Raw genomic sequence first — 22,930 nt, forward strand, 5'->3', positions numbered from 1 at the left:
GTAAGCCATGCGACGCGTCGAAGTCAGACCGGATGAACGCCTGCGCCCCATGTCAGGCCCGCTTCAGAACCGATACCCCACCTGCAGCCACAGTTCGCGTCCCGACTGGAACGTGCTGCGATTGGCCTTCAGGTTGGGATTGCTGGCCGTGACCGCCGGCATGCGGTTCAGCAGGTTCAGCACTTCCACCGTGAATTCCAGGTTGCGCGCGAAGGTCGGCTGCCATGCCAGCTTGGTGTCCCAGGTCCAGTACGACGGCAGTTCGCCGGACTCGTAACGGTCCAGGTATTCCGGCCGCGGACCGACACCGACGTAGATGGTGGCGTCGCGCTTGCTGCGCCAGTTCAGCTTGTTGCTCCAGGTCAGGCCGGCGCGCGGGTAGGCGCCGATCAGCGTGAGCGTAGCGACCTGGGGCTGGTAGAAGGTGCTGGGCGGCAGGTCGATGGCGCGGATCTCCGAGCCGTTGTAGATCACGCGGTCGTCAGGGTCGCGCGCCTCGGCGGTATAGCCCGTGACCAGGTCGCCGTTGGTCTTGCGCTTCTGCCAGCTCCACGATGCCTGCATGTTCCAGCGCGTCGGACCCAGGCGCCAGGGTTCCAGCGTGCGCAGCGTCAGGCTGACGCCGTCGGTGGTGGAAAAGCCGTCGTTGTTGTAGGTGTAGCCCGTGGCCTGCGTGCCGCTCTTGGTCCATTGGTCGCGGCCATTGCGGTGCACGTAGCTGAGCAGGCCCTCGATGCCCGCCATGCGCTGGCGCAGCGACACCGCCCATTCGTCGTCGTAGGGCATGCGCAGGCCGCGGTAGTCCACGAAGTATTCCTTGCCGCCGTCGGCCACGGGCTTGCCCTTGCTGTCGAGCACCTGCCGGCGCAGCCGGCTGCGCTCGGCTTCCAGCGCGGTTTCCAGCACCTCGCTGCCGTAGTAGCGCGACCAGCCCGCGCTCAGCAGCGTGTCGCCCGAGCCCAGCACATCCCATTCCAGGCGCGTGCGCGGCGACAGGTTGGTGTTGCCCAGGAAGGTCTCGCGGTCGTAGCGCACGCCCGCATCCAGCGCCAGCCGTTGCCACTCGATGCGGTCGGACAGGTACACGCTGGCCATGTTGTATTTCACGTTGACCGTGCCGGGCAGGTAGTGGACCTTGCTGAAGTCCTGGTAGGTGCCCTTGTTGTTGTAGGCGCGGCGGAACGAATACGAATCCTGGAAGCGCTTGAAGCCGGCGTCGATCTGCTGCAGGTCGGCGCCCGCGTACACGCTGTGGGTGAAGATGCCGGTGCGCACCGGATCGAGATCGACGCGGCCCTTGAGGGTCCAGGTGTCCTGCCGCGTCTGCTCCTTGCCGAAGCCGCCCGCGGTGTATTGCGGCAGCCTGTAGGGTTGATAGGTCACCAGTTCGTCACCGACGGATTGGCGATCGCTGGTGGCGTGGTCCCAGCCGGCCTGCAGCGAGACGCGGCCGCCCTGGAACAGGTGGTCCAGGTTGCCGCTCAGGCCGTAGGCGCCGTGGTTGTTGTCCCAGTGCGTGTCGCGGAACAGGTAGCTGGACAGGGTTTCACTGCGGTCGCTGTATTTGAGCGTCAGGTCGGCGGTGGTGTCGGCGCTGGCGCGCACGCTGAACTTGCCCAGGAAGTTGTCGACGCGGTCGCGGTAGGTGTCCTGGCCTTGCTGCGGCTGGCCTTTGTCGTCCACGCCCATGTTCCAGCGCGTGATGTCGGATTCGCGGCGCGACATGGCCAGCACCACGCCGGCTTTGTCGTTGAAGGCGAAATCGCCCACGGCCGAGTAGAAGCGCTTCTTCCATTCAGGGGAATAGCCCGGCTGGCCCTGTGCCCAGCTGTTCTCCTCGCCCTCGGACACCTGCTGCCGCGTCATCTTCGAGGTGTTCCAGCGGTAGTCGAACGTAAAGTGGTTCTCGCCGGAAAAGCGGCGCAGCCGCGCATCCACCACGCCACCGGTGAAGCGGCCATATTCGACCGGCACGAAGCTGTCGTACACGCGCACGGCTTCCAGCAGACTGGTGTCGATGAAGTACGACTGCGGATTGCTGGGCACGTTGCCGACCTGCAGGTTCAGGTTCTTGCTGGCTGGGTCGACGCGGTTGGTGGCGTCAATGCCATCGATCTGGAACAGGTTCTGGTAGGGGCTGGAACCGTGGAAGGAGATGTCCTCGACGTTGAGCGAGCCGCGGTTCTGCGAGCCGCTGGCGCCCGGATTGGTGCGCACCGCGGGGTGGCTGGCGACCAGGGTGCTCAGGTCGCGGTTGGACGACGGCGTTTCTGCGATCTCTTCCTGGCTGTAGATGCGTTCGCCGGCCTGCTCGCCGTAGACCCGCACCGGCTCCAGCCGCGAGGTGGAGAAGGGATGGGTCTTGTCGATGAAGACGATGTAGCGGCCCGGGCCGTCGGCGCGCAGCGCCAGGCCGGAACCGGCCAGCAGGCGGTCCAGCGCCAGCAGGGCGGAATATTCGCCCCGCAGCGCGGGCGACACCTTGCCCGCCACGGCGGCCGGCGGGAACGAGATCTCCAGGCCCGATTGGCGGCCGAGCGCGAGCAGGGCGTCGCCCAGCGCCTGGGACGGAATGTCATACGCGATGGCGCGCGCGGGCGGCTGGGCGGCGACGGGGGCGGTAACGACCAGCATGACGCAAAGAAGAACGGCCGAGGCGCTGGGCCGGCGTTTGCGGTCAAGAGGGAAAGGCATGAAAACGTCCTACGCTGTGTTGATGTCAGCCGTAGGACGCCGCGTAGGACGCAACTCCTCATTGCAAAATAGATGAATAATTTATATTGATTCTTATTTACCAATTGAAAATACCGACGATTGAAGACGCGTGAAGGCAGCGGCACCGAGCGCGGGACAAGCTGGAAAAGAGGATCTTGCCGAACTGGCGATGTCTGCGATGGAGACTGCGCCGGTCTCGCCAGGCCTGCGAGGGCAAGCCCTCAGCGCAGGATCAGCAGGCCGGGCAGGTCGGTGATGCGGACCTTGGTCTGCGCCAGCAGCAGATCGAGCGCGCGCTTGGGATCGGCGATGCCGGCCGTGCCGGAGACGCGGGTGCCGCGCGCCAGCTCGCCCATCACCACGATGCGCTTGCCGGTGTAGCGCGCCAGCTGCGCGGCCGCCTCGGGCAGCGCGGTGTCGTTGAAGGCCAGCAGCCCTTCGCTCCAGGCGGGCGCGGATTCGCGCGGCGCCGGTGCGAGGACCATGCCGGCGGGGGTGACGGCGATGCGTTGGCCGGGTTCCAGGATCCGCGCTTGCGCGTCGGCGCAGGCCAGGCATTGCACCGCCACCTGGTGCGTGTAGACGGTGATGCGGGTCGCGTCGTCGTCGCGTGCGACCGTGTAGCGCGTGCCCAGGGCCGTGGCGCTGGCGTTGGCCGTGACGACCGTGAAGGCGGGGCCATCGGCGCCGCGGGGCGTGGCTTCGAACAGGGCCTGGCCAGACAGCAGGCGCACCTCGCGCTTGCCCGGCCTGAAGTCCACGGCGATGGCCGAATGCGCATCAAGGATCGCGCGGGAACCGTCGGGCAGGGCGACGCGCAGCGGTTGCGTGCCGCTGGCGTAGTCAGCGCCGGGCTGGAAGTCGCGCAGGGAATAGAGGGCCATGCCAGTGGCGGTGACGACGGCCAGTGTCAGCAGGGTGCGGCGCTTGCGAGGCGGGCGTGCCGCCAGCTTGCCACGGTCGATCTCGCCCATGCGGCGCCACACGCGCGCCAGGCGGTCAAAGGCGGCCGCATGGCGGGGGTCGGCCTGGTACCAGGCGTCGAATTCCGCCTGCGCCTGCGCGTCCAGGGGCTGGCCGCTGTGCCGGATGACCCAGCGCGAGGCCTGCTCGTCGGCGGACGTGGCGTTGCCGCGGGCGGCGGTCTTGCTCACGCCGACAGCGCCTGGTCGCAGGCCAGCAGGATACGCATCATGTGCTTTTCGACCGCGCTGACCGAGATGGCGAAGCGTTCGGCGATGGCGCGGTAGGTCAGGCCTTCGTGGCGATGCAGGACGAAGACGTCGAGGCTGCGGCGCGGCTGGCGCAGCAGGGCGGTTTCGAGCCGCCGCAGCAGTTGGTTGGCCGAGGCCACCTCCAGCGTGTCGGCCTCGAAGGCGGGCGGTTGCGCGGCGGCATAGTCGGCGGCCAGGTTCAGTTCGCGTCCCCGGCGGCGGTGCCAGTCGGTGGCGATGTTGGCCGCCACGCGGAAGACATAGGCCCGGTGGTTGTCCGGCAGGGTCTTGTCCTGGAACTCGGCCAGCTTGATCCACGTGTCCTGGGCGCAGTCCTGGGCCACGTCGCGCGAGCCGGTGCGCATGGCCAGAAAGCCCAGCACTTCGCGATAGTGCCGGAGAAATACGTCGGTAAGCGAAGACATGTCGCTGACGCCTCGCGCCAGATAGAGTCAGATTCGCGACAAATTATAAATGATAATTATTATTGTTATTGAGTGTTGCGACCCAAGGGAAAAGGCGGACGGCGCCAGCCGTCCGCCCGCGGCTCAGGCTTCGCCCTGCTCGATTTCTTCCAGCGAGCCCTGCAGTTCGAGCCACTGTTCTTCCAGCGTTTCCAGGCGCTTGCCGTGTTCGCCGTGCTCGGCCATGACCTTCTGGCGTTCGGCGCGGCGCGCGTCGGAATACAGGTCCGGGTCGGCGATGACGCCGTCCAGCGCCTGCAGCTTGACGCGTAGTTTCTCCATCTCGGTCTCGACCTTGGCGAGCTTGGCTTCCAGCGGCTTGCGCAGCGCCGACAGGCGCTGACGCTGCTCGGCCTCGGCGCGGCGTTGCGCCTTGCGGTCGACCACGGCCTCGCCGTTCTCGGCGTTTTCGCGGGCGGCCTCGGCGCGTTCGCCGGCGTTGCGGGCGGCGAGCCAGTCGCGATAGTCCTCCAGGTCGCCGTCGAATTCGCGCACGGCGCCGTCGGCCACGATCCAGAAGCTGTCCACGGTGGTGCGCAGCAGATGGCGATCGTGCGAGACCAGCAGCATGCTGCCGCCAAACTCGGCCAGCGCGGCGGCCAGGGCCTCGCGCGTCTCGACGTCCAGGTGGTTGCTGGGCTCGTCCAGCAACAGCAGGTTGGGCTTCTGCCACACGATCAGCGACAGCGCCAGGCGAGCCTTTTCGCCGCCCGACATTGGCCCGACCTTGCTGTTGACCGTGTCGCCCGAGAAGCCGAAGCCGCCCAGATAGTTGCGCAGCTCCTGCTCGCGCGTTTCCGGCGACAACCGCGCCAGGTGGGCCAGCGGCGTGCTGTCCACGTCCAGCATGTCGAGCTGGTGCTGGTGGAAGTAGCCGATCGCCAGCCCGCGCGAGGCGCGGCGTTCACCGGCCTGCACCGGCAGTTCCTCGGCCAGGGTCTTGATCAGCGTGCTCTTGCCGGCGCCGTTGGCGCCCAGCACGCCGACGCGGCTGCCGGCGCGCACCATCAGCGTCACGTCGCGCAGGATCGGCACCTCATTGCCGGCCGCGTCGGTGTAGCCGGCCGACAGGTGCTCCAGCGTCAGCAGCGGATCCGGCACTTGCTCGGGCGAGGGGATGCGGATGTCGATGCCGGCCTCGGCGTGCAGCGGCGCCAGCACCTGCATGCGGGCCAGCGCCTTGACCCGGCTCTGGGCCTGCTTGGCCTTGGAGGCCTTGGCCTTGAAGCGGTCGATGAAGCCCTGCAGGCGCGCGGCTTCGCGCGTCTGGCGTTCGTAGGCGATGTTGGTCTGGCGCAGGCGCTCGGCGCGCTGCGTCAGGAAGTCGCCGTAGCCGCCGCGGTAGCGCACCAGCTTGGCGTGATCGAAATGCAGGATGGACTTGGCCACCGCGTCCAGGAACTCGGTGTCGTGGGAGATCAGCATGACGGTGCCGGGATAGGCGGCCAGCCATTTCTCCAGCCACAGCATGGCGTCCAGGTCCAGGTGGTTGGTGGGCTCGTCCAGCAGCAGCAGTTCGGACGGCGCCATCAGCGCTCGCGCCAGCGCCAGGCGCATGCGCCAGCCGCCGGAGAAGCTCGCCACCGGCTGGCTCCATTCGGCCGGCTTGAAGCCCAGGCCGGCCAGCAGCTGTTCGGCGCGGGAGGCCGCGCTCCAGGCGCCGGCCTCCACCAGCGCCGCTTCGACCTCGGCGATCTGCGTGCCCTGGTCGTCGGTGAGTTCGGCGCGGCGCGCCTGCAGCGCGCGCAGCGGCGTGTCGCCGTCGATGACGAATTCGCGCGCGGGGCGGTCGTCGGCGTGCAGTTCCTGTTCGACGCTGGCGATGCGCCAGCCGGCCGGCAGCGCCAGGTTGCCGGCGTCCAGGTCCAGCGCGCCGGTCAGCAGCGCGAACAGCGACGACTTGCCGGCGCCGTTCTTGCCGACGATGCCGACGCGTTCGCCCGGGTGCACCACGAATTCGGCGTCGTCCAGCAGCACCTTGGTGCCGCGACGCAGGGTCAATCCAGAGGCGCGGATCACGTCGTCAACTGCTCGCGGGTCAGCAACAGCAACTGGTCGGACGCTGCTTCCGTATCCAGCCACACCGGCGACAGCTCAGGGAAGGCGGCTTCGAAGAAATCGCGCTCGTGGCCGATCTCCAGCACCAGCACGCCGTTTTCCGACAGGTAACGCGGCGCGGCCTGCAGGATGCGGCGCACCAGATCCATGCCGTCGGCGCCGCCGGCCAGGGCCAGGTGCGGCTCGTGGCGGTATTCCTGCGGCAGCACGTCCATCGAGCCGCTGTTGACGTAGGGCGGGTTGCAGACGATCACGTCGTACTGGCGTTCGGGCAGGTTGTCGAACAGATCGCTCTGGTGCAGCGCCAGCCGGTCGGCCAGGCCGTAGTCGTCGACGTTGCGGCGCGCGACCTCGAGCGCGTCGGGCGACACGTCGACGGCGTCCACCTGGGCATAAGGGAAGGCCAGCGCCGACAGGATCGCCAGGCAGCCCGAGCCGGTGCACATGTCCAGCACGCTGTCGACGGCCTGCGCGTCCTGCACCCAGGGCGACAGGCCTTCGTCCAGCAGCTCCGCGATGGGCGAGCGCGGCACGATGACGCGCGCGTCCACGTAGAAGCGATGCCCGCGCAGCCAGGCCTCGTTGGTGAGATACGCGGCCGGCACGCGCTCGGTGACACGGCGGTCGATCAGCTCCAGCACACGGTTGCGTTCCTCGGTGAGCACGCGGGCGTCCAGAAAGGGCTCCAGCGTGTCCAGCGGCAGGTGCAGCGCGTGCAGGACCAGATAGACCGTCTCGTCCCAGGCGTTGTCGCTGCCGTGCCCCAGCGCCACCTGGGCGGCGTTCAGGCGCGATACGCCGTAGCGGATCAGGTCGCGCAGGGTCAGCAGTTCTTGGCGGGCGGATTGATACATGAGAGGCTTTTTATTCGGCGGGCAGGAGGTTTTCCAGCGTGCGCCGATAGATGTTTTTCAGCGGATCCAGCGAGGCCAGCTCGATACGCTCGTTGACCTTGTGGATCGTGGCGTTGCAGGGGCCGAACTCGATGACTTGGGGGCAGATCTTGGCGATGAAGCGGCCATCGGACGTGCCGCCGGTGGTCGACAGCTCGGCCGTCACGCCGGTCTCGGCCTGGATGGCCTGCACCAGCGCATCGGTCAGCGAACCGCGCGGGGTCAGGAAGGGCTCGCCGCCCAGTTCCCAGTCCAGCGTGTATTCCAGGCCATGGCGGTCCAGCACTTCGTGCACCCGCGCCTTCAGGCCTTCCGGCGTGCTGGCGGTGGAGAAGCGGAAGTTGAACAGCGCCACCGCCTCGCCCGGCACCACGTTGGTGGCGCCCGTGCCCGAGTTCAGGTTCGAGACCTGGAACGTGGTCGGCGGGAAGTACTCGTTGCCCTGGTCCCATTCGATCGCGACGATCTCGGCCAGCGCCGGCGCCAGCTGGTGCACCGGATTGCGCGCCAGGTGCGGGTAGGCCACGTGGCCCTGGATGCCCTTGACCGTCAACGTGCCCGACAGCGAGCCGCGGCGGCCGTTCTTGCAGGTGTCGCCGAGCACGTCGCCCGAGGTGGGTTCGCCGACGATGCAGTAGTCCATCTGCTCGCCGCGCGCCTTGAGCGCGTCACAGACGATGGCGGTGCCGTCGATCGACGGGCCTTCCTCGTCCGACGTGATCAACAGGGCGATCGAGCCGCCGTGCCGCGGGTTGGCGGCCACGAATTCCTCGGCCGCCACCACGAAGGCCGCGATCGAGCTTTTCATGTCGGCGGCGCCGCGGCCGTACAGGTAGCCGTCGCGCTCGGTGGGCACGAACGGATCGCTTTCCCACTTCTCGCGCGGGCCCGGGGGCACCACGTCGGTGTGGCCGGCGAAGACCACCAGCGGCGCGCTGTTGCCACGGCGCGCCCACAGGTTGGTGACGCCGCCCTGGGCGATGGTTTCGCAGGTGAAGCCGAGCGGCGCCAGCCGCGCGGCCAGCGTCGCCTGGCAATCGGCGTCCGCCGGGGTGACCGACGGACGGGCGATCAGGTCCTTGACCAGATCCAGAACCACAGAGGGAGGTTGGCCCTCCTGCCGCTGCGCGGCTGCCTCCCCAAGGGAGGGTGCACGCCCTTCGGGCGGCCGTGCGGTCGTGCGCATTTACGCCCTCAGCAGATCGTTGATGCTGGTCTTGGCGCGGGTCTGCGCGTCGACACGCTTGACGATGACGGCGCAGGCCAGGCTGTGCGAGCCGTCGGCCGAGGGCAGCGAACCCGGCACCACCACCGAACCCGACGGCACGCGGCCGTAGGTGACCTTGCCCGTGGCGCGGTCATAGATCTTGGTGCTTTGCGACAGGTACACGCCCATGGCCAGCACCGAGTTCTCTTCGACGATCACGCCTTCCACGACTTCCGAGCGGGCGCCGATGAAGCAGTTGTCTTCGATGATGGTGGGGTTGGCCTGCAGCGGCTCGAGCACGCCGCCGATGCCGACGCCGCCGGACAGGTGGACGTTCTTGCCGATCTGGGCGCACGAGCCGACGGTGGCCCAGGTGTCGACCATGGTGCCTTCATCGACGTAGGCGCCGATGTTGACGTACGAGGGCATCAGCACCACGTTGCGGCCGATGAAGGCGCCGCGGCGGGCGACGGCGGGCGGCACCACGCGGTAGCCGCCTTGCTTGAAGGCGTTGTCGCCGTATTCCGAGAACTTGAGCGGCACCTTGTCGTAGAACTGCAGCGGGGCCTGGCCCATGATGGCGTTGTCGTACAGGCGGAACGACAGCAGCACGGCCTTTTTGATCCACTGGTGCACGACCCAGTCGTCGTTGATTTTCTCGGCCACGCGCAGGCGGCCCAGGTCCAGCCCGTCGATCGTGTGTTCGACGGCTTCGCGCACTTCGGCGCTGGCGTCGACAGGCGACAGGTTGGCCCGGTCGTCCCAGGCTTTTTCGATGGTGGTCTGGAGGTCGAGAGTCATAGCGGCTCAGCTTTTCAAAAAAGGTTGATCAAACGGAAGTATGTACGAAATGGGCGATGCGTTCGGCCGCCTGTACGCAGTCGGCCAAAGGCGCCACCAGGGCCAGGCGGATGCGCCCCTGCCCGGGATTCACGCCGTGCGCTTCGCGCGCCAGGAAACTGCCCGGCAGCACGGTAACACCGGTACGGCCATAAAGGTCGCGCGCGAACGCGGTATCCGAACCCGGGGTGGCTGCCCACAGGTAGAACGAGGCCTGCGGACGCTGCACGTCCAGCACGTTCTGCAGGATCGGCAGCACGGCCTCGAATTTCTCGCGGTACAGGCGGCGGTTGTCCTTGACGTGGGCCTCGTCGGTCCAGGCGGCGATGCTGGCCGCCGACACCAGCGGGCTCATGGCGCTGCCATGATACGTGCGGTAGCGCAGGAAGCGGCCGATCAGCGCGGCGTCGCCCGCCACGAAACCCGAACGCAGGCCCGGCACGTTCGAGCGCTTGGACAGGCTGGAGAACGCCACCAGGTTGCGGTAGTCGTTGCGGCCCAGCCGGCGCGCCGCCTGCAGGCCGCCCAGCGGCGGATTGCCTTCGTCCAGGTAGATCTCGGAATAGCACTCGTCGGAGGCGATCACGAAGCCGTAGCGGTCGGACAGGGCGAACAGGTCCTTCCATTCGTCCAGCGACATGACGTTGCCGGCCGGGTTGCCCGGCGAGCAGACGAATACCAGGCGGGTCTTTTTCCAGATGTCTTGCGGCACCTGGTTCCAGTCGCAGGCGAAATTGCGCAGCGCGTCGGCGTTGACGTAGTAGGGCGTGGCGCCGGCCAGCAGGGTGGCGCCTTCGTAGATCTGGTAGAACGGGTTGGGGCAGATCACCACCGATCCGGCCGACGGATCGATCACCGTCTGGGTGAAGGCGAACAGGGCCTCGCGCGAGCCCAGCGCCGGCAGCACCTGGGTCTCGGCATCGGGCGCCGGGATGCTGTAGCGCCGCGCCAGCCAGTCGGCGATGGCCCGGCGCAGTGCGGGATCGCCCTTGGTCGACGGGTACACCGACAGTCCGCCAAGGTTGTCGCGGATGGCCTGCGCGACGCGTTCCGGCGCGGCGTGTTTGGGCTCGCCGATCGACAGGTTGATGGGCGTCAGGCCGTCCGGCTGCGCAGTGGCCGAGGCCAGCAGGGCGCGCAGTTTTTCGAACGGGTAGGGGTGCAGGGCATCGAGGCGCGGATTCATGACGCAAGATTTTAACAAGCAAGCTACAATAGCGGGCTTGGCCTATTGCGAAGGTGGCGAAATTGGTAGACGCACCAGGTTTAGGTCCTGACGCCGTAACAGGTGTAGGGGTTCGAGTCCCCTCCTTCGCACCAACCCTATTCGGGTACTGAATCGGCGCCATGCCGGCAGTATCCCAAGACCCCGAGACATCCGTGTGTCTCGGGGTCTTTTCATTTTGGGAGTCTTTTCATATGGCGGATCTTGGTGATTTCCTTATGAATCAGAGGGTTGATAGGGATGTCGGCGGGATGCCGGCTCCGAGTCCGGCCCCGTATTTTCGCGCCTATACCGCATTTCCCATGCTTGTTATAAAGACGCCTGAAGCTTTTCTTGTCGAGCGAGGGTAAATGTCTCCGATTCAACTGCTTAGCCGCGGCGGCCCGCTGTTGTTGCTCGCCGCGCTCATGTCTGGCTGTTCCTCCTCCTCGCCCGTCAACCCCTGGTCTTCGCCCGCGGCACCGGGCTCCGGTCCCGATTCGTCGCGTGTCAGCCTTGAATGCCGGGTAAGCCGCAACAGTTGCCTCTACAACGGTAAGTACGAGGTGGGCGAGCGGGATTACGCGGAAGAAGAGGCCAAGCGCCTGAACCGGGCCGAGATGGAACGGTTGCGTCGCGCTTTCGGCGGTTGAGTCAGGATATGAAAAAGCCCGTCAGATGACGGGCTTTTCACATGCGGTGCGCGCTTGATGGGCGTGCACCGCTTTTTTTTGTGCTTACTTCAAGAGCTTGGGGAACGCCGGGTCGCGCACCGCCTTCTTGATCAGTTCCTGAACCGCGCCGAGCCCCGCCAGTGCCGTCTGGGTGCAGGCCGTTTCGCCGACGAAACTGGTGGTGAACTTGTAGGTGTCTTCCACCGACAGCGAATTGCCGTTGCTGGATCTCAATGTCAGGGCGCTGACCCATTTGCCACTGTTTGAACTGAAGTTGAGCTTGTCGAGCGTGCCGGTGAGTTCCACTGGCGCTTTTTCGGCATAGAGATTTGCCATCACAAGCTCACTGACGAGCGCTTTGCGGACGTATTCCGAATACGCCTCGGCATTCGGCGTCTTGACGGGACCGAAAGCGCGGCAGGTCAGCACGCCAGACTTGCTCTGATCGCCGGGGCCATTGTTGAAGGGGCCGACATTCACCTTGACTTCGCCCATCGAACGCAATGCCGATACGGTTTCGGCATCGGCCGAATACCGGGGCACGGCGAACGTCGAACAACCCGAGATCGTCAGTGCAAGGACGACAACGGCAGACAGCTTTAGCATGTACCTCTCCCTATTATTGGTTTCGTTTTGTAGCACAAAAATAGGGGCGGTACAGCGCGAGATCTGGACGGGCAATAGCAGGCGTTGATCAGGCGAGGGCGGCAGCCGTGGCTTGCGGTCTGCCGTAGAACACCCGGGCGCAGACCGCGCCGCTGACCAGTCCGGGCAAGCCACCCAGGAACAGCGGGAAGCCCAGTTCGATGAGCGAGCTGTCGCGCACCGCGAAGCCCGCCAGGAACACGAAGGCATAGAGGCCGCCCAGCAGCCCCGGCCAGCAGTACGAGCGCCATGTCACGACGGCGGGCCGGCAGGCGCCCGCCACCAGGCCGCACAGCAACGCAGGCACGCCGCCGTACAGGTATGACCAGATCACCAGGAACATGGACGTAAACAGCGTTTCCAGGCTCTTCGCGGCGATGGCCAGGAACAGCGCGAAGATCAGGGTGCCCACCGGGGGGCCCAGCGCGGCGAACAGGGCGGCCCCGGCGGCGGCCGAGCGGGCAATGTCGCCGTGCGTCTTGCCGTCGGGTCGGCGCGACATACGCCAACTCAGCACGCCCAGCGACACGGCGGCCAGCACATATACGGATAACAGCAGCACAGCGTGGTTCTTTCTTATGCGTCGGTGGGCTTGTTGGGAAACAGGTTCAGCGACAGGATCGCGTCGGGATAGGTCGCCAGCAGCATCCCCGACAGGTGGCCGTGCAAGGCGCCGAACAGCGGCCAGGTCAGCGCCTCGCTGCCGGGCAACAGGTCCAGCAGCATCAGTTGGCCGGTGCGCACGGTGCCGACGAAGTAGGCGCGTTCGTCATGCTGGCCGGTGGGCGTGGCGCGATAGATCTTGGTGGCGCGGCCGCTGTCGTCCTTGCGCCAGCTGTTGCCGCTGGTCGTGGCGCGGGCGCCGATGGGAACGATGTCAGCCTGGATGGTTTCCCAAAGGCTGCGGGCGTTGGCGGCGTATACGACGATGGTCATGATGGGCGCTGTCCTAAGCGAAAAACGAGGAACGCGAGGCCGGGCACGGCAAAGTTACCAACGTCTCCGAGGCACGGCAAGCGCCAGCGCGCCAGAATCAGTCGCCTGCCAGTTCCCGCAGTTCATCAGCGCGGTTGATGTTGAGCAGCATCGGGCAGTACTCGTACATGGGCGAACCGACGTGCGACCCGGCCAGCGCGCAATGGCCGTTGCGGTAGGCCAGCCAGGCCTTCTGGGTCTGTTCCAGCTTGACGGCGTCGTCCGGGTATTCGTTGGCCAGGCGCGCCTGGATCCTGGCGTAGAGCGTGTTGATTTCACGCTTGGCGGCCGCCGAGACGCCTTCCGCGCAGGCCCCGACGGTGCCATTGTTGGTGACACCCGCGTCGCGCAGGCAGCGGTCGTACTGGCCCATGTAGTCCGGCGTGGAGGCGCCCAGGACCAGGGCGGGAGACAGCATCAGGGAGAGCGCGAGGGCATGTCGGATCATGGTGGCGCGAAGGCGAAAAGTGGAAGGATCGGACGCGCCGGAAGCGGCGCGCAGCGCAAGCATACCGCCTGTCGCGGCTTGGTGTTTTCCCGGTTGACACTGTCCTGGATAGTCCATAAAGTCACTCGCACAGATCTAGATAAAAGACCATCTGTAAGATGGTCTTTTATCGCGCGCACGCTGCGTCGACCTCTTACAGAAATAATTCCAAGAGGAGACTGCCGTGCATCAATCAATACCCGTCAAGCTGCGTGGCATCGATGATGTCATCGCGTATATCGATTCACGCCCGGGCATCGTCGGCCGGGCTGGGCTGATCTGGTGGCTGGCCCTGGGCGGATTGTTCCTGGACGCATTCGCCAATTCCGCGCTCAGCGCGGGCCTGGGGCCCATGACGCGCGACCTGAGCCTGAGCGCGGCCCAGGTGGCGCTGATGACGTCCTTCGCGTCCTGGGTGGCCATCGCCTTCAATCCCATCGGTGGCTGGATGGCCGATCGCTGGGGGCGCATGCGACCGCTGATCGTCGCCAAGCTGCTGGCGCTGATCGGCGCGCTGCTGGTGGTGTTCGCGCCGTCGTTCGACGTCATCCTGGCCGGCCGTTTTTTCGTTGGCGCGGCCTATGGCATCGACTTCGCCATCGCGATGGCGGTGCTGGCGGAATTCACGCCCGTCAGGCTCAAGAGCCGCCTGAACACCTGGCAGGGCATGTGGTACACGGCGGTCTGCTCCAATCTGCTGCTGGCGCTGCTATTCCACTCCTGGGAGGTGGGCGACGCGATCTGGCGCTATTCGGTCGCGGCCACGGCGGTGTTCGCGCTGACCATTCTGGCGCTGCAGCTGCGCTACATGGTCGAGAGCCCGATCTGGCTGGCGCGCAAGGAGCGCGTCGACGAGGCGGCCGCGGCCATGACCCGCATCTACGGCCAGTCCTTCACGGCCGCGCCGCCGCGCGAACGCGTACCGGTGGCCAACCAGGCGCGGCGCGGGCTGGCCAACGTGCTGTTGATCTTCCGCGGCGTGTACCTGCCGCGCACGATCCTGGCCGCCACCGTGCAGATCGGCCAGTCGATCCAGTACTTCGCGGTGGGGTGGTATCTGCCGCTGATCAGCGCGGCACTGTTCGGCAAGGACTTCGTCTATGCCACGGTGGGTGCGCTGGTGTTCAACATCTTCGGCATCTTTGGCGGCTTCATGTCGCCCTACGTCGGCCGCAAGCTCGGCCTGCGGCGCGCCTCGGCGTTCGGATTCGCGGCGGTCTTCCTGATGCTGCTGATCCTGGGCACCTTCCACGGCAGGATGCCGCTGTGGCTGGCGGTGGCGGTGCCATCGCTGTTCATCCTGTTCCATTCCGGCGGTCCGGGCGCCAACGGCAAGAGCCTGTCGTCGCTGTCGTTCCGGGGCGAACTGCGGGCCGGCGCCAACGGGGTCATCGGCGCGCTCGGCTCGATCGGGGCGGCGGTCGGCCTGCTGGTGTTTCCGCTGTTCCGCGAGAGCTATGGCCTGGAGAAGACCTTCCTGATCCTGTCGGTCGTGCCGCTGGCCGCCAGCATCATCTGCTTTGCCATCAAATGGGATCCCACCCGCAGCGGCATCAATCCGGACAACGAAGCCGGCGCGCCGCAGTTCAAGGGTGACGAGAACCTGCCCGCGCTCGATCCGGCGCTGGGGAAAACCGCACGATGAGGGACGGAGACAATATGCCGAACAACGTGATCCTGGCCATCGACGCCGGCACCTCGGGGACGCGCGCGGCCCTGGTGTCGGGCGACGGCCACGTGTCGGGCCAGGAATACCTGGCCCTGCGGGTCGATACGCCGCGGCCCGGCGTGGTCGAACAGGATGCCGACGCGATTCTCGAAAGAACCCTGCAGGTGTGCCGCAAGGTGATCGCGCAGGCGCGCCGGGATGGCCAGGCCATCGTGGCGCTGGCGTTGGCCACGCAGCGCGCCACCGCCGTGCTGTGGGACACCGCCACGGGTCGCGCGCTGGTGCCGGCCATGGTGTGGCAGGACACGCGCTACGTCGACGAACTCGATCGCCTGGCGCCGGCCTGGAACCCGCGTTTGCTGGAGCAGGTGGGCCGCCCGGCCGGGGTGCGTTCGCCCTATCTCTGGGCGGCGCGCCACCTGCGCGATTCGCCCGCGGTGGGGCAGGCCTGGCGCGAGCGCCGGCTGGGGTTCGGCACCGTCGACACCTGGCTGCTGTGGCATCTGTCGGACCGCCGCGAGTGCGTGACGACGCCCACTAACGCCACCTCGGCCGGCGCCTATGTGCTGTCCGGGCACCGCTATTACCTGGACTGGATCGACGCGCTGGAATTTCCGCGCGAGTTGCTGCCGGCCTTGCGCCAGGAATCCGACGACTTCGGCCAGACCCGCGCGGACCTCCTGGGCCTGGCCGTGCCCATCCGGGCGTCGGCCGGCGATCAGCATGCGGGCGCGGTGGGGTTGGGCTGCCTGGATCGCGGGCAGGCGATGTGCGTGCATGGCACGGGCAGTTTCGTCGACCTGATCATCGGCCCCGAAACGCCCGTCAACAGCGGCCGCTTCGAAGGCTCGCTGACGATGACGGCGCGGCGTCAGGACCAGGTGTCGCACTTCGCGGTCGAGACCTTCGTCGCCACCACGGGCTCGGCCCTGAACTGGGTCTGCGACAAGCTGAAGTGGTTCAGGAACGCGCAGGAGATCAGCGAACTGGCGGCCACCGCGCAATCGGCGGGCGGCGTGACGTTCATCCCGGCCTTGACCGGGTTGCGCGTGCCGCGCATGGCAGCCGGCGCGCGCGCTTCGCTGACCGGCATTTCCATGGCCACCACGCAGGCCGAGGTGGCCTACGCGATCCTTGAAGGCATCGCCCATTCGGTCGCCAGCTGCATCGAGGCGGACGAGGAGGTTTCGGGCGTGCGGGTGTCGGAACTGGTGGTGGGCGGCGGGCTGTCCAGCAGCGATCCGTTGCTGCGCATCCAGGCCGACCTGCTCGGCATTCCGATCCGCCGCATGCGGGAGGCCGATCGCGCCAGCCTGCGCGGCGCCGCTTTCCTGGCGGGGGCGTCGGGCCTGCTGTGGCCATCGCTGCAGGCCGCGCGCCAGACCGCCGCCACCGATGCGGTATTCCAACCCACCCTGGCGGCCGAGGCCCGCGCCCGCCGCCGCGCATTGTGGCATTCGCGCGTCGAATCCGAACTGGCCCACGCGGGCCTGTATTCCCAGGACAAGCAGGAGGCATTGCGGACATGATCGGCTGGCCATCGAGAAAGCCCAGGAAGGAGAGGGCCGGCATGACCCGCGGCGAACCGTTGCGGCTGGCTCGGCAGGAGCAGGCGGACCGGCTTGGCGACGAGCATTTCGACATGCTCATCGTCGGCGGCGGCATTACGGGCGCTTATGCCGCGCTGGACGCCAGCCTGCGCGGCTACCGCGTGGCGCTGGTCGAAAAGGATGACTTCGCGTCGGGCACGTCGTCCAAGTCATCCAAGATGGTGCATGGCGGCTTGCGTTACATCGAACAGGGCAACCTGGGGCTGGTGCGCCATTCGCTGCACGAACGCCAGCGGCTGCGGCGCAACGCCCGCCACCTGGTGCAGCGCCTGCCGTTCCTGTTCCCGCTGCTGGAGCGCGACGGGGTCTTCGACAAGCGGCTGGCCAAGGCGTTCGAGAGCCTGCTCTGGACCTACGACGTTGCCGGCGGCTGGCGCGAAGGCATCCTGCACCAGAAGCTGACCCCGGAGGAAGTGCTGTCGCATTGCCCCACCTTCAAGCAGGATGGGCTGCTGGGCGGCTTCCTGTATTTCGACGCGCGGGTCGACGATGCGCGCCTGACGCTGGCGGTGGCGCGCACCGCCGCGTTCCACGGCGCGGCGGTGCTGAACCATGCCAGGGCCATCGAGGTCACGCGCGACACCCATGGCAGGATCGACGGCGCCATCGTGCAGGCCGGGCAGGACGAGATCCGGGTGCGCGCCAGCGTAGTGATCATGGCTACCGGCGTGTGGCTGCGCGACTGGAACGGCAGCCGCAAGGGCGATCCGCAGGCCTTGCACATCCGCCCGGCCAAGGGCGTGCACGTGGCCGTGCCGTGGCTGAAGGTGCGCAACGACTGCACGGTGACCATCCCGGTGCCGGGACGCAGCCGCCGCGCCACCATCACCCGCTGGGGCAACGTGTCCTACCTGGGCACCACCGACGAGGACTACGAGGGGGACCTGGACGATGTCCATTGCACCCGCCGCGAGCTCGATTTCCTGCTGGAAGGGGCGCGTTCGGCGCTCAAGACCGACCTTTGCGCCGCGGACGTGGTGGGCAGCATCGCGGGCTGCCGGCCGCTGGTCGGGCCGCCGGGCGGCAAGACGCTGGAGATCAAGCGCAACCATGAAATCCGGGTCGCCGCGGATGGCCTGGTCACCATCGTCGGCGGCAAGCTGACAACCTCGCGCCACATGGCCGAACAGACCATCGACGCCGCCCAGAAAGTGCTGGGGCGCAAGGCGCGCTGCGTCACGGCCCGCGCCTTCCTGCTGGGCGCGGCGGGCTACGACCCGCAGGCCATCGTGGCCTCGGGCGGCCTGTCCGCCCACCTGGGCGAGCGCTATGGCACCGAGGCGCGCTTCGTCAGCGACCTGATGCAGCAGGCGCCGGCCTTGGCGGCGCCGCTGGTGCCGGGGTTGCCGTACACCGAGGCCGAGGCGCTCTATGCCGTGCGCCACGAACTGGCGGCCACGGTGGAAGACGTGCTCTCGCGTCGCATGCGGGCCCGGCTGATGGCGCGCGACGCCTCGGTCGCGGCCGCCGCGCGCGTGGGCCAGATCCTGCAGGCCGAACTCGGCCTGTCCGACGCAGCGGTGGCGGAACAGGTGCGAGGCTACCGCGCCGCCATCGAACATGAAAAATCCGTACTCATGGGAGACGACACGTGATCAGTAAAGAAGCCATCAAGCGCGGCTACAACCGCGGCAACTATGTGGTCGGCGCGCATACCCCGCCCGCCTATGCGGCCGGGCTGGCGCGCACGGGCAGCGAGCCGGGCCTGCAGCGCGACCCGGTGTCCGTGCCGGCCGCGCAGGTCGAGGCGTTGCGGGCGGCCGCCGACGAGGTCCTGACCGCCAGCGCCGACGCCGTGGCCTGGACGCGCGATTGGTGGGCAGGGTCGATGATGACCGAGACCGCCGGCCGTCCCGCCACGCCGCACGCGGTGATCGTCAAGGTATCGACGGTCGACCAGGTGCAGGCCGTGATGCGGATCGCGCATGCGGCCTCGCTTCCCGTCACCGTGTCGGCGGGCCGCAGCAACGTCACCGGCGCCGCGCTGCCGCTGCGCGGCGGCATCGTGCTGGATGTCTGCCAGTTGAACCGGTTCGTCGGCATCGACCGCGAGAGCCAGATCGTCGAGGTCGAGGCCGGCATGTTCGGGGATGTGTTCGAGCAGACCCTCCAGCGCGACCACGGCCTGACCATGGGGCACTGGCCGTCCTCTTTCGGCATCAGCACAGTCGGCGGATGGGTGGCATGCCGGGGCGCGGGGCAACTGTCCACCCGCTACGGCAAGATCGAGGACATGGTGTTCGGCATGGATGTGGTGCTGGCCGACGGCAGCCTGATCACGGTGGGCGGGTACTCCCGCGCGGCGGTCGGGCCGGATCTGCTGCAATTGTTCATCGGCTCCGAGGGCACGCTGGGCGTGGTGGTGCGGGTGCGGCTGAAGCTGCACCGGCTGCCTGATTACGGCCGCGCCATCGCCTACGGCTTCGAGACCTTCGCCGCCGGCCTGCAGGCCTGCCGCCAGATCATGCAGCGCGGCGCCAATCCCGCCGCGTTGCGGTTGTACGACGCGCTCGAAAGCGGTGTGCAGTTCGGCCAGCCCGACCTGAACGTGCTGCTGGTGGCCGATGAAGGCCCGCGGCCGATGGTCGACGCGGTCATGGATATCAGCGACGAGGTCTGCCGTGAGTCGGGCGTGGCGCTGGATGGCGAGGCGGTGTTCGAGCGCTGGCTGGATACCCGCTACCTGACTGGCAAGAGCGCCGAGGGCTTCAAGCGCAGTCCAGGCTTCGTGGCCGACACGCTGGAGATGGCGGGGCGCTGGAGCGACCTGCCGGCCATCTATGACGAAGTGGTGGCCGCCGTCAATGCCGTGCCCGGCACCCTGGCCGGTTCGGCGCACCAGTCGCATGCCTACGTCGACGGCGCCTGCCTGTATTTCTCGTTGCGCGGCGAGGTCGCGGTCGAAGACCGGGCGCAATGGTATCGGCGCGCGTGGGATGCGGCCAACGCGGTGTTGATCAAATACAATGCCGCGCTCAGCCACCACCATGGCGTGGGCCTGTTGCGCTCGCCGTACATGCGCGAATCGCTCGGGCCGGCTTTCGCGGTGCTGCTCGCCGTCAAGCAGGCGCTGGATCCGGGCAACCTCCTGAACCCCGGCAAGCTCGGCCTGACGGACGAAGGCCTCTACGATCAAGGCAGGCGATAACATGGACAGGTCACTCGGGGCATGCCTGGCGCGGCATCCGGTCATTGCCACGCTCTACGGGCCGGAGCAGGTCAATGCCTTCGTTGGCAGCGTGGCCGAGATCGGCATTGTCGCCAACGTCGAGCTGCGCCGGCTCGCGCCGGTGATCGCCGCCCTGAACCGGGCGGGCAAATACCTCATCGTCAATATCGACAGCTGCGAAGGCCTGTCGCAGGACAAGGGCGGCGTCGAATATCTGGCGGACATCGGCGTGGCGAGCCTGGTGTCGACCCGCGTCGCCACCATCCAGCGCGCCAATCGCGCCGGCATGGTGACGATGCAGAAGGTGTTCGTGACCGACCGTTCCACCTGGCCGCGCAGCGTCAAGGCGCTGGAGCAGAGCGATCCCAACCTGGTGCAGATCATGCCGGCGCCGATGCTGGCCCACATGGCGCCGTCGGACCTGAAGGCCTTGCCGCCGATCGTGGCGTCCGGTTTCGTTTGCAACCAGGCGGACGTGGCGGCTGCCTTGCGCCACGGCGCGGTGGCGGTGTCGACCAGCGATGCGGGATTGTGGAGCGTGGACGCCAAAACGCTGCGATGAGCGGGCTTGCGCGATGCCGGGCGGCCCGCTGGCCGGCCGGCATCGTCAAGCAACGTCAAGAATCGCGCGGAATTTGCATTGCTTTGAAGTCGTAACGCCGGCCCCGCGCTACCTTCGCGTTTTCAATCGCGGAGGGCGAAACATGTACCCACTATCCAAGCGCTGCGGCGCGGAATTCTTCGGCACCTTCTGGCTGGTGCTGGGCGGCTGCGGCGCGGCGGTGCTGGCGGCGGGATTTCCGCAGCTGGGCATCGGCTTTGCCGGTGTCGCGCTGGCGTTCGGCCTGACCGTGCTGACCATGGCGTTCGCCGTCGGTCACATTTCGGGCGGACACTTCAATCCCGCGGTCACGGTCGGGCTGGTGGCCGGCGGCCGCTTCCCGGCCCGCGAAATCCTGCCCTACGTGGTGGCGCAGGTGCTGGGCGCCATCGCCGCGGCCGGGGTGCTGGCGGTGATCGCCAATGGCCAGCAGGGATTCGATCTGCAGGCCAGCCGCTTCGCCGCCAACGGCTTTGATGCCTATTCGCCGGGCAAGTATTCGATGGCGGCCGCCCTGGTCACCGAAGTCGTGATGACGGCGGGCTTCCTGTTCGTGATCCTGGGCGCGACCTCCAAGCGCGCGCCGGCCGGTTTCGCGGCCATCCCGATCGGCCTGGCGCTCACGCTGATCCACCTGGTCAGCATTCCGGTCACCAATACCTCGGTGAATCCGGCTCGCTCCACCGGCCCCGCGCTGTTCGTGGGAGGCTGGGCGCTGGAGCAACTGTGGCTGTTCTGGGTGGCGCCGATCGTGGGCGCGATCATCGGCGCGCTGGCCTACCGGCTGGTGAGCGAGCGAGGCCCGCAGGCATAAGGTCGGGATGCCGCGTTCGCGGGGCCTGCGCGATCAATCCACGGCGCGCAGCCGCGCCAACTGCGCATCATCGGGAAAGCCCCGCGTGCGGTAGCGCACCGGATACCGGTCTTCGGGTTCGAGCAGCGGCACCAGTTCGGCCGCCGCCTGCTCCCAGCTCACCACCCGGACTTCGCCAAGATCATCGGCGGCCTCGGGCCGCACCAGCGCCAGGCGATCCACCTTGGGCAGCGAAGTGTCCACGCCCCGCGTCCAGGTGGCCAGCGAGAATGACGCGGCCACGTCGTCGTTCTGGGTAAACAGGTTGTAGGTGGCCACGAACACGTCGATGCCCCGCTCTTCGTACAGTCGGTCCAGGGCCTCTTTCTGTGCGTCGTAATCGCCCTGGGCCAGAACCCGCGCCAGGTGCGCCTGCAGGCGCATGAGGGGTTCCCCTCGAGGCTGGTAGCGTTCGACGCCGGCCTCGCCGTAGCGGTACATGCAGGCGGAGACGGGGCGGCCGTGCTCCACCACTTGCAGGCAGAGTTCCATCATCTTCAGCAAGCCATCCTCGTCGCTGTCGCCGCTGACCAGCAGCAAGTCGCGGGTGGGCATCATGAATATCGGGCGGCCGCGCGCCGGGATGCGCTCCAGCATGTCGGGCAGCAGCGCGCGGCTGATGTCGTAGCCATCTTCCCACCCACCGCCATACACGCCCGGCGCCACTTCCACGAAGTGGTCGACCGACTCGCGCAGATTGTCGATGGCGATGGCCAGGGCCTCGTCGAACGACACGCCCCATTCCTCATCGGGCCCGTTGGTGAGCGTGGCGATGGACTCCGGGTGATCCAGCGCCAGCAGCACCACGCAATCGTCGCCGAAGGGGCGCAGCGCCGGGTGGAAATCGTCGTCGTTGCCATCGCTGCGCAGGTGGTGCATGCGCACCGCTTCGAGGATGGCGCGGCCGCGGATCACCGGACGCAGCAACGGGCGGGCCTCGGCCAGCGAGGCCGGGCGGGTCTGGCTGCTGGTCAGCAGGGTGGAGACATAGCCCTGCAAGGCGCCCTGGCGTTGCCCGCCGGGGGCGTCGCAATAGGCTTGGTACGCGTTGTGCAGATTGAAATACGAGCCTTCGCCGTGCACCAGGCGGAACTCATCGGCCTTGTAATCCAGGTCGCCGGTAAAGCCCCGTTGCCGCACGGCGGCGATGAACAGCGCGGCGAACTGGTCTTGCGTGGGCTTGCGCCGGAACAGCGAGTCGAGGAATCCCATGCTTGTCTCACGAGGAGGGGCCGGCGCCGGACAACCCGCCGTCGCTACGCCGGCCTGGCGCGCGGTCGGGGCTGGCCGAGCTTGAACCAGGCCTTGGCGATCCTGCCATCGCGCACTTCGTAGATCGCAACGACGTCGATCTCGCCGGCCCCGTCGGCGAAGTTGCGGGTGACGACTTCCTGGTCCACCACCATGTCGCCATTGACGATGCGGCTGACCAGGCGGCCGTGCAGGTCGGGCTCCTGGAAGCGTTCCACATGCCGCTGGCGGATCTGGGCGCTGCCGCTGGCCAGCAGGGTGTCGGGAAAGGCGTAGTACAGGCAGTCGTCCGCCCAGGCTGACATGAAGGCGTCGATGTCGCGGGCGTTGTACGCGTCCAGCTGCCGCTGGACCACGTCGGCGGGCGCGTTGGACGGCGCGGCGCGGGCGGCGGCCTGCCA

At 67.5% G+C, this 22,930-nt stretch carries 21 protein-coding genes and 1 tRNA gene; 8 read left to right on the forward strand and 14 right to left on the reverse strand.

Annotation, left to right across the window (positions count from 1 at the left end):
• Window positions 1-63: 63 nt before the first annotated feature.
• From HV742_RS02655 to dapC, 8 genes are all read right to left on the reverse strand, one after another.
• The gene (locus HV742_RS02655; protein WP_175144406.1) at window positions 64-2,694 is read right to left on the reverse strand and encodes a TonB-dependent receptor plug domain-containing protein; all 2,631 of its coding nucleotides are present in this window, start codon (window positions 2,692-2,694) and stop codon (window positions 64-66) included.
• Window positions 2,695-2,936: 242 nt separating this feature from the next.
• Entirely contained in the window at window positions 2,937-3,869 is a 933-nt protein-coding gene (locus tag HV742_RS02660; protein WP_175144407.1) for a FecR family protein, read from the reverse strand.
• The gene (locus tag HV742_RS02665; protein WP_063568712.1) at window positions 3,866-4,354 is read right to left on the reverse strand and encodes an RNA polymerase sigma factor; all 489 of its coding nucleotides are present in this window, start codon (window positions 4,352-4,354) and stop codon (window positions 3,866-3,868) included. The genes HV742_RS02660 and HV742_RS02665 overlap by 4 nt, the downstream gene beginning before the upstream one ends.
• Before the next feature lie 123 nt (window positions 4,355-4,477).
• The gene (locus tag HV742_RS02670; protein ID WP_100509190.1) at window positions 4,478-6,412 is read right to left on the reverse strand and encodes an ABC-F family ATP-binding cassette domain-containing protein; all 1,935 of its coding nucleotides are present in this window, start codon (window positions 6,410-6,412) and stop codon (window positions 4,478-4,480) included.
• Window positions 6,409-7,305, reverse strand: coding sequence for a 50S ribosomal protein L3 N(5)-glutamine methyltransferase (prmB, locus tag HV742_RS02675; protein ID WP_175144408.1), 897 nt, complete (start codon window positions 7,303-7,305; stop codon window positions 6,409-6,411). The genes HV742_RS02670 and prmB overlap by 4 nt, the downstream gene beginning before the upstream one ends.
• A gap of 10 nt (window positions 7,306-7,315) precedes the next feature.
• Window positions 7,316-8,443 (reverse strand): succinyl-diaminopimelate desuccinylase, encoded by a 1,128-nt coding sequence (gene dapE, locus HV742_RS02680; protein ID WP_175144409.1) that lies wholly within the window; start codon window positions 8,441-8,443, stop codon window positions 7,316-7,318.
• Between the two features lie 87 nt (window positions 8,444-8,530).
• Window positions 8,531-9,352: a 2,3,4,5-tetrahydropyridine-2,6-dicarboxylate N-succinyltransferase gene (dapD, locus tag HV742_RS02685; RefSeq protein WP_006386215.1), complete on the reverse strand. Its 822-nt coding sequence runs from the start codon at window positions 9,350-9,352 to the stop codon at window positions 8,531-8,533.
• 28 nt (window positions 9,353-9,380) lie between these two features.
• Window positions 9,381-10,577 (reverse strand): succinyldiaminopimelate transaminase, encoded by a 1,197-nt coding sequence (dapC, locus tag HV742_RS02690; RefSeq protein ID WP_175144410.1) that lies wholly within the window; start codon window positions 10,575-10,577, stop codon window positions 9,381-9,383.
• Window positions 10,578-10,624: 47 nt separating this feature from the next.
• Between dapC and HV742_RS02695 the strand changes: the two genes are divergently transcribed.
• A tRNA-Leu gene (locus HV742_RS02695) sits at window positions 10,625-10,711 on the forward strand.
• 255 nt (window positions 10,712-10,966) lie between these two features.
• Window positions 10,967-11,248: a hypothetical protein gene (locus tag HV742_RS02700; protein ID WP_082381316.1), complete on the forward strand. Its 282-nt coding sequence runs from the start codon at window positions 10,967-10,969 to the stop codon at window positions 11,246-11,248.
• Between the two features lie 84 nt (window positions 11,249-11,332).
• Here HV742_RS02700 and HV742_RS02705 read toward each other — a convergent pair whose 3' ends face one another.
• The 4 genes from HV742_RS02705 to HV742_RS02720 form a co-directional block, all read right to left on the reverse strand.
• The gene (locus tag HV742_RS02705) at window positions 11,333-11,875 is read right to left on the reverse strand and encodes a hypothetical protein (protein ID WP_054415834.1); all 543 of its coding nucleotides are present in this window, start codon (window positions 11,873-11,875) and stop codon (window positions 11,333-11,335) included.
• Between the two features lie 88 nt (window positions 11,876-11,963).
• Complete coding sequence (locus HV742_RS02710) at window positions 11,964-12,476, reverse strand: hypothetical protein (protein ID WP_100503599.1); 513 nt, start codon at window positions 12,474-12,476, stop codon at window positions 11,964-11,966.
• A gap of 14 nt (window positions 12,477-12,490) precedes the next feature.
• Complete coding sequence (locus HV742_RS02715; RefSeq protein WP_054415832.1) at window positions 12,491-12,850, reverse strand: hypothetical protein; 360 nt, start codon at window positions 12,848-12,850, stop codon at window positions 12,491-12,493.
• Window positions 12,851-12,947: 97 nt separating this feature from the next.
• The gene (locus HV742_RS02720; RefSeq protein WP_053086043.1) at window positions 12,948-13,337 is read right to left on the reverse strand and encodes a lysozyme inhibitor LprI family protein; all 390 of its coding nucleotides are present in this window, start codon (window positions 13,335-13,337) and stop codon (window positions 12,948-12,950) included.
• A 223-nt stretch (window positions 13,338-13,560) separates the two neighbouring features.
• Between HV742_RS02720 and HV742_RS02725 the strand changes: the two genes are divergently transcribed.
• The 6 genes from HV742_RS02725 (at window position 13,561) to aqpZ (ending at window position 21,239) form a co-directional block, all read left to right on the forward strand.
• The gene (locus HV742_RS02725; RefSeq protein ID WP_100503598.1) at window positions 13,561-15,021 is read left to right on the forward strand and encodes an MFS transporter; all 1,461 of its coding nucleotides are present in this window, start codon (window positions 13,561-13,563) and stop codon (window positions 15,019-15,021) included.
• A gap of 14 nt (window positions 15,022-15,035) precedes the next feature.
• Entirely contained in the window at window positions 15,036-16,574 is a 1,539-nt protein-coding gene (locus tag HV742_RS02730) for an FGGY-family carbohydrate kinase (protein ID WP_175144411.1), read from the forward strand.
• Window positions 16,571-18,250, forward strand: a complete 1,680-nt coding sequence (locus tag HV742_RS02735; RefSeq protein WP_063584935.1) for a glycerol-3-phosphate dehydrogenase/oxidase — start codon at window positions 16,571-16,573, stop codon at window positions 18,248-18,250. The genes HV742_RS02730 and HV742_RS02735 overlap by 4 nt, the downstream gene beginning before the upstream one ends.
• Window positions 18,247-19,803 carry an FAD-binding oxidoreductase gene (locus HV742_RS02740; protein WP_049073160.1) on the forward strand — a complete coding sequence of 519 codons (1,557 nt, stop codon included), beginning with the start codon at window positions 18,247-18,249 and terminating at the stop codon, window positions 19,801-19,803. Before HV742_RS02735 ends, HV742_RS02740 begins: the two co-directional genes overlap by 4 nt.
• A 1-nt stretch (window position 19,804) precedes the next feature.
• On the forward strand, window positions 19,805-20,386 hold the full coding sequence (locus tag HV742_RS02745) for a glycerol-3-phosphate responsive antiterminator (protein WP_175144412.1): 582 nt from the start codon (window positions 19,805-19,807) through the stop codon (window positions 20,384-20,386).
• 142 nt (window positions 20,387-20,528) lie between these two features.
• Window positions 20,529-21,239, forward strand: coding sequence for an aquaporin Z (gene aqpZ / locus HV742_RS02750; protein WP_049073162.1), 711 nt, complete (start codon window positions 20,529-20,531; stop codon window positions 21,237-21,239).
• A gap of 33 nt (window positions 21,240-21,272) precedes the next feature.
• Here aqpZ and HV742_RS02755 read toward each other — a convergent pair whose 3' ends face one another.
• Together HV742_RS02755 and HV742_RS32190 are read right to left on the reverse strand one after the other, a co-directional pair.
• Window positions 21,273-22,490 carry a DUF1444 domain-containing protein gene (locus HV742_RS02755; protein ID WP_175144413.1) on the reverse strand — a complete coding sequence of 406 codons (1,218 nt, stop codon included), beginning with the start codon at window positions 22,488-22,490 and terminating at the stop codon, window positions 21,273-21,275.
• A gap of 44 nt (window positions 22,491-22,534) precedes the next feature.
• Window positions 22,535-22,885 carry a nuclear transport factor 2 family protein gene (locus HV742_RS32190; protein WP_302478775.1) on the reverse strand — a complete coding sequence of 117 codons (351 nt, stop codon included), beginning with the start codon at window positions 22,883-22,885 and terminating at the stop codon, window positions 22,535-22,537.
• Window positions 22,886-22,930 lie beyond the last annotated feature (45 nt).

The sequence above is a fragment of the Achromobacter ruhlandii genome (assembly GCF_902859695.1).
GTDB lineage: Bacteria > Pseudomonadota > Gammaproteobacteria > Burkholderiales > Burkholderiaceae_B > Achromobacter > Achromobacter ruhlandii.

What these genes read in the sequence shown, in the direction of transcription:
- HV742_RS02655 (WP_175144406.1), bottom strand. Translation starts at nt 2,694, where the DNA reads ATGCCTTTCCCTCTTGACCGCAAACGCCGGCCCAGCGCCTCGGCCGTT.
- HV742_RS02665 (WP_063568712.1), bottom strand. Translation starts at nt 4,354, where the DNA reads ATGTCTTCGCTTACCGACGTATTTCTCCGGCACTATCGCGAAGTGCTG.
- prmB (WP_175144408.1), bottom strand. Translation starts at nt 7,305, where the DNA reads ATGTATCAATCCGCCCGCCAAGAACTGCTGACCCTGCGCGACCTGATC.
- dapD (WP_006386215.1), bottom strand. Translation starts at nt 9,352, where the DNA reads ATGACTCTCGACCTCCAGACCACCATCGAAAAAGCCTGGGACGACCGG.
- dapC (WP_175144410.1), bottom strand. Translation starts at nt 10,577, where the DNA reads ATGAATCCGCGCCTCGATGCCCTGCACCCCTACCCGTTCGAAAAACTG.
- HV742_RS02700 (WP_082381316.1), top strand. Translation starts at nt 10,967, where the DNA reads ATGTCTCCGATTCAACTGCTTAGCCGCGGCGGCCCGCTGTTGTTGCTC.
- HV742_RS02705 (WP_054415834.1), bottom strand. Translation starts at nt 11,875, where the DNA reads ATGCTAAAGCTGTCTGCCGTTGTCGTCCTTGCACTGACGATCTCGGGT.
- HV742_RS02715 (WP_054415832.1), bottom strand. Translation starts at nt 12,850, where the DNA reads ATGACCATCGTCGTATACGCCGCCAACGCCCGCAGCCTTTGGGAAACC.
- HV742_RS02720 (WP_053086043.1), bottom strand. Translation starts at nt 13,337, where the DNA reads ATGATCCGACATGCCCTCGCGCTCTCCCTGATGCTGTCTCCCGCCCTG.
- HV742_RS02730 (WP_175144411.1), top strand. Translation starts at nt 15,036, where the DNA reads ATGCCGAACAACGTGATCCTGGCCATCGACGCCGGCACCTCGGGGACG.
- HV742_RS02735 (WP_063584935.1), top strand. Translation starts at nt 16,571, where the DNA reads ATGATCGGCTGGCCATCGAGAAAGCCCAGGAAGGAGAGGGCCGGCATG.
- HV742_RS02745 (WP_175144412.1), top strand. Translation starts at nt 19,805, where the DNA reads ATGGACAGGTCACTCGGGGCATGCCTGGCGCGGCATCCGGTCATTGCC.
- aqpZ (WP_049073162.1), top strand. Translation starts at nt 20,529, where the DNA reads ATGTACCCACTATCCAAGCGCTGCGGCGCGGAATTCTTCGGCACCTTC.
- HV742_RS02755 (WP_175144413.1), bottom strand. Translation starts at nt 22,490, where the DNA reads ATGGGATTCCTCGACTCGCTGTTCCGGCGCAAGCCCACGCAAGACCAG.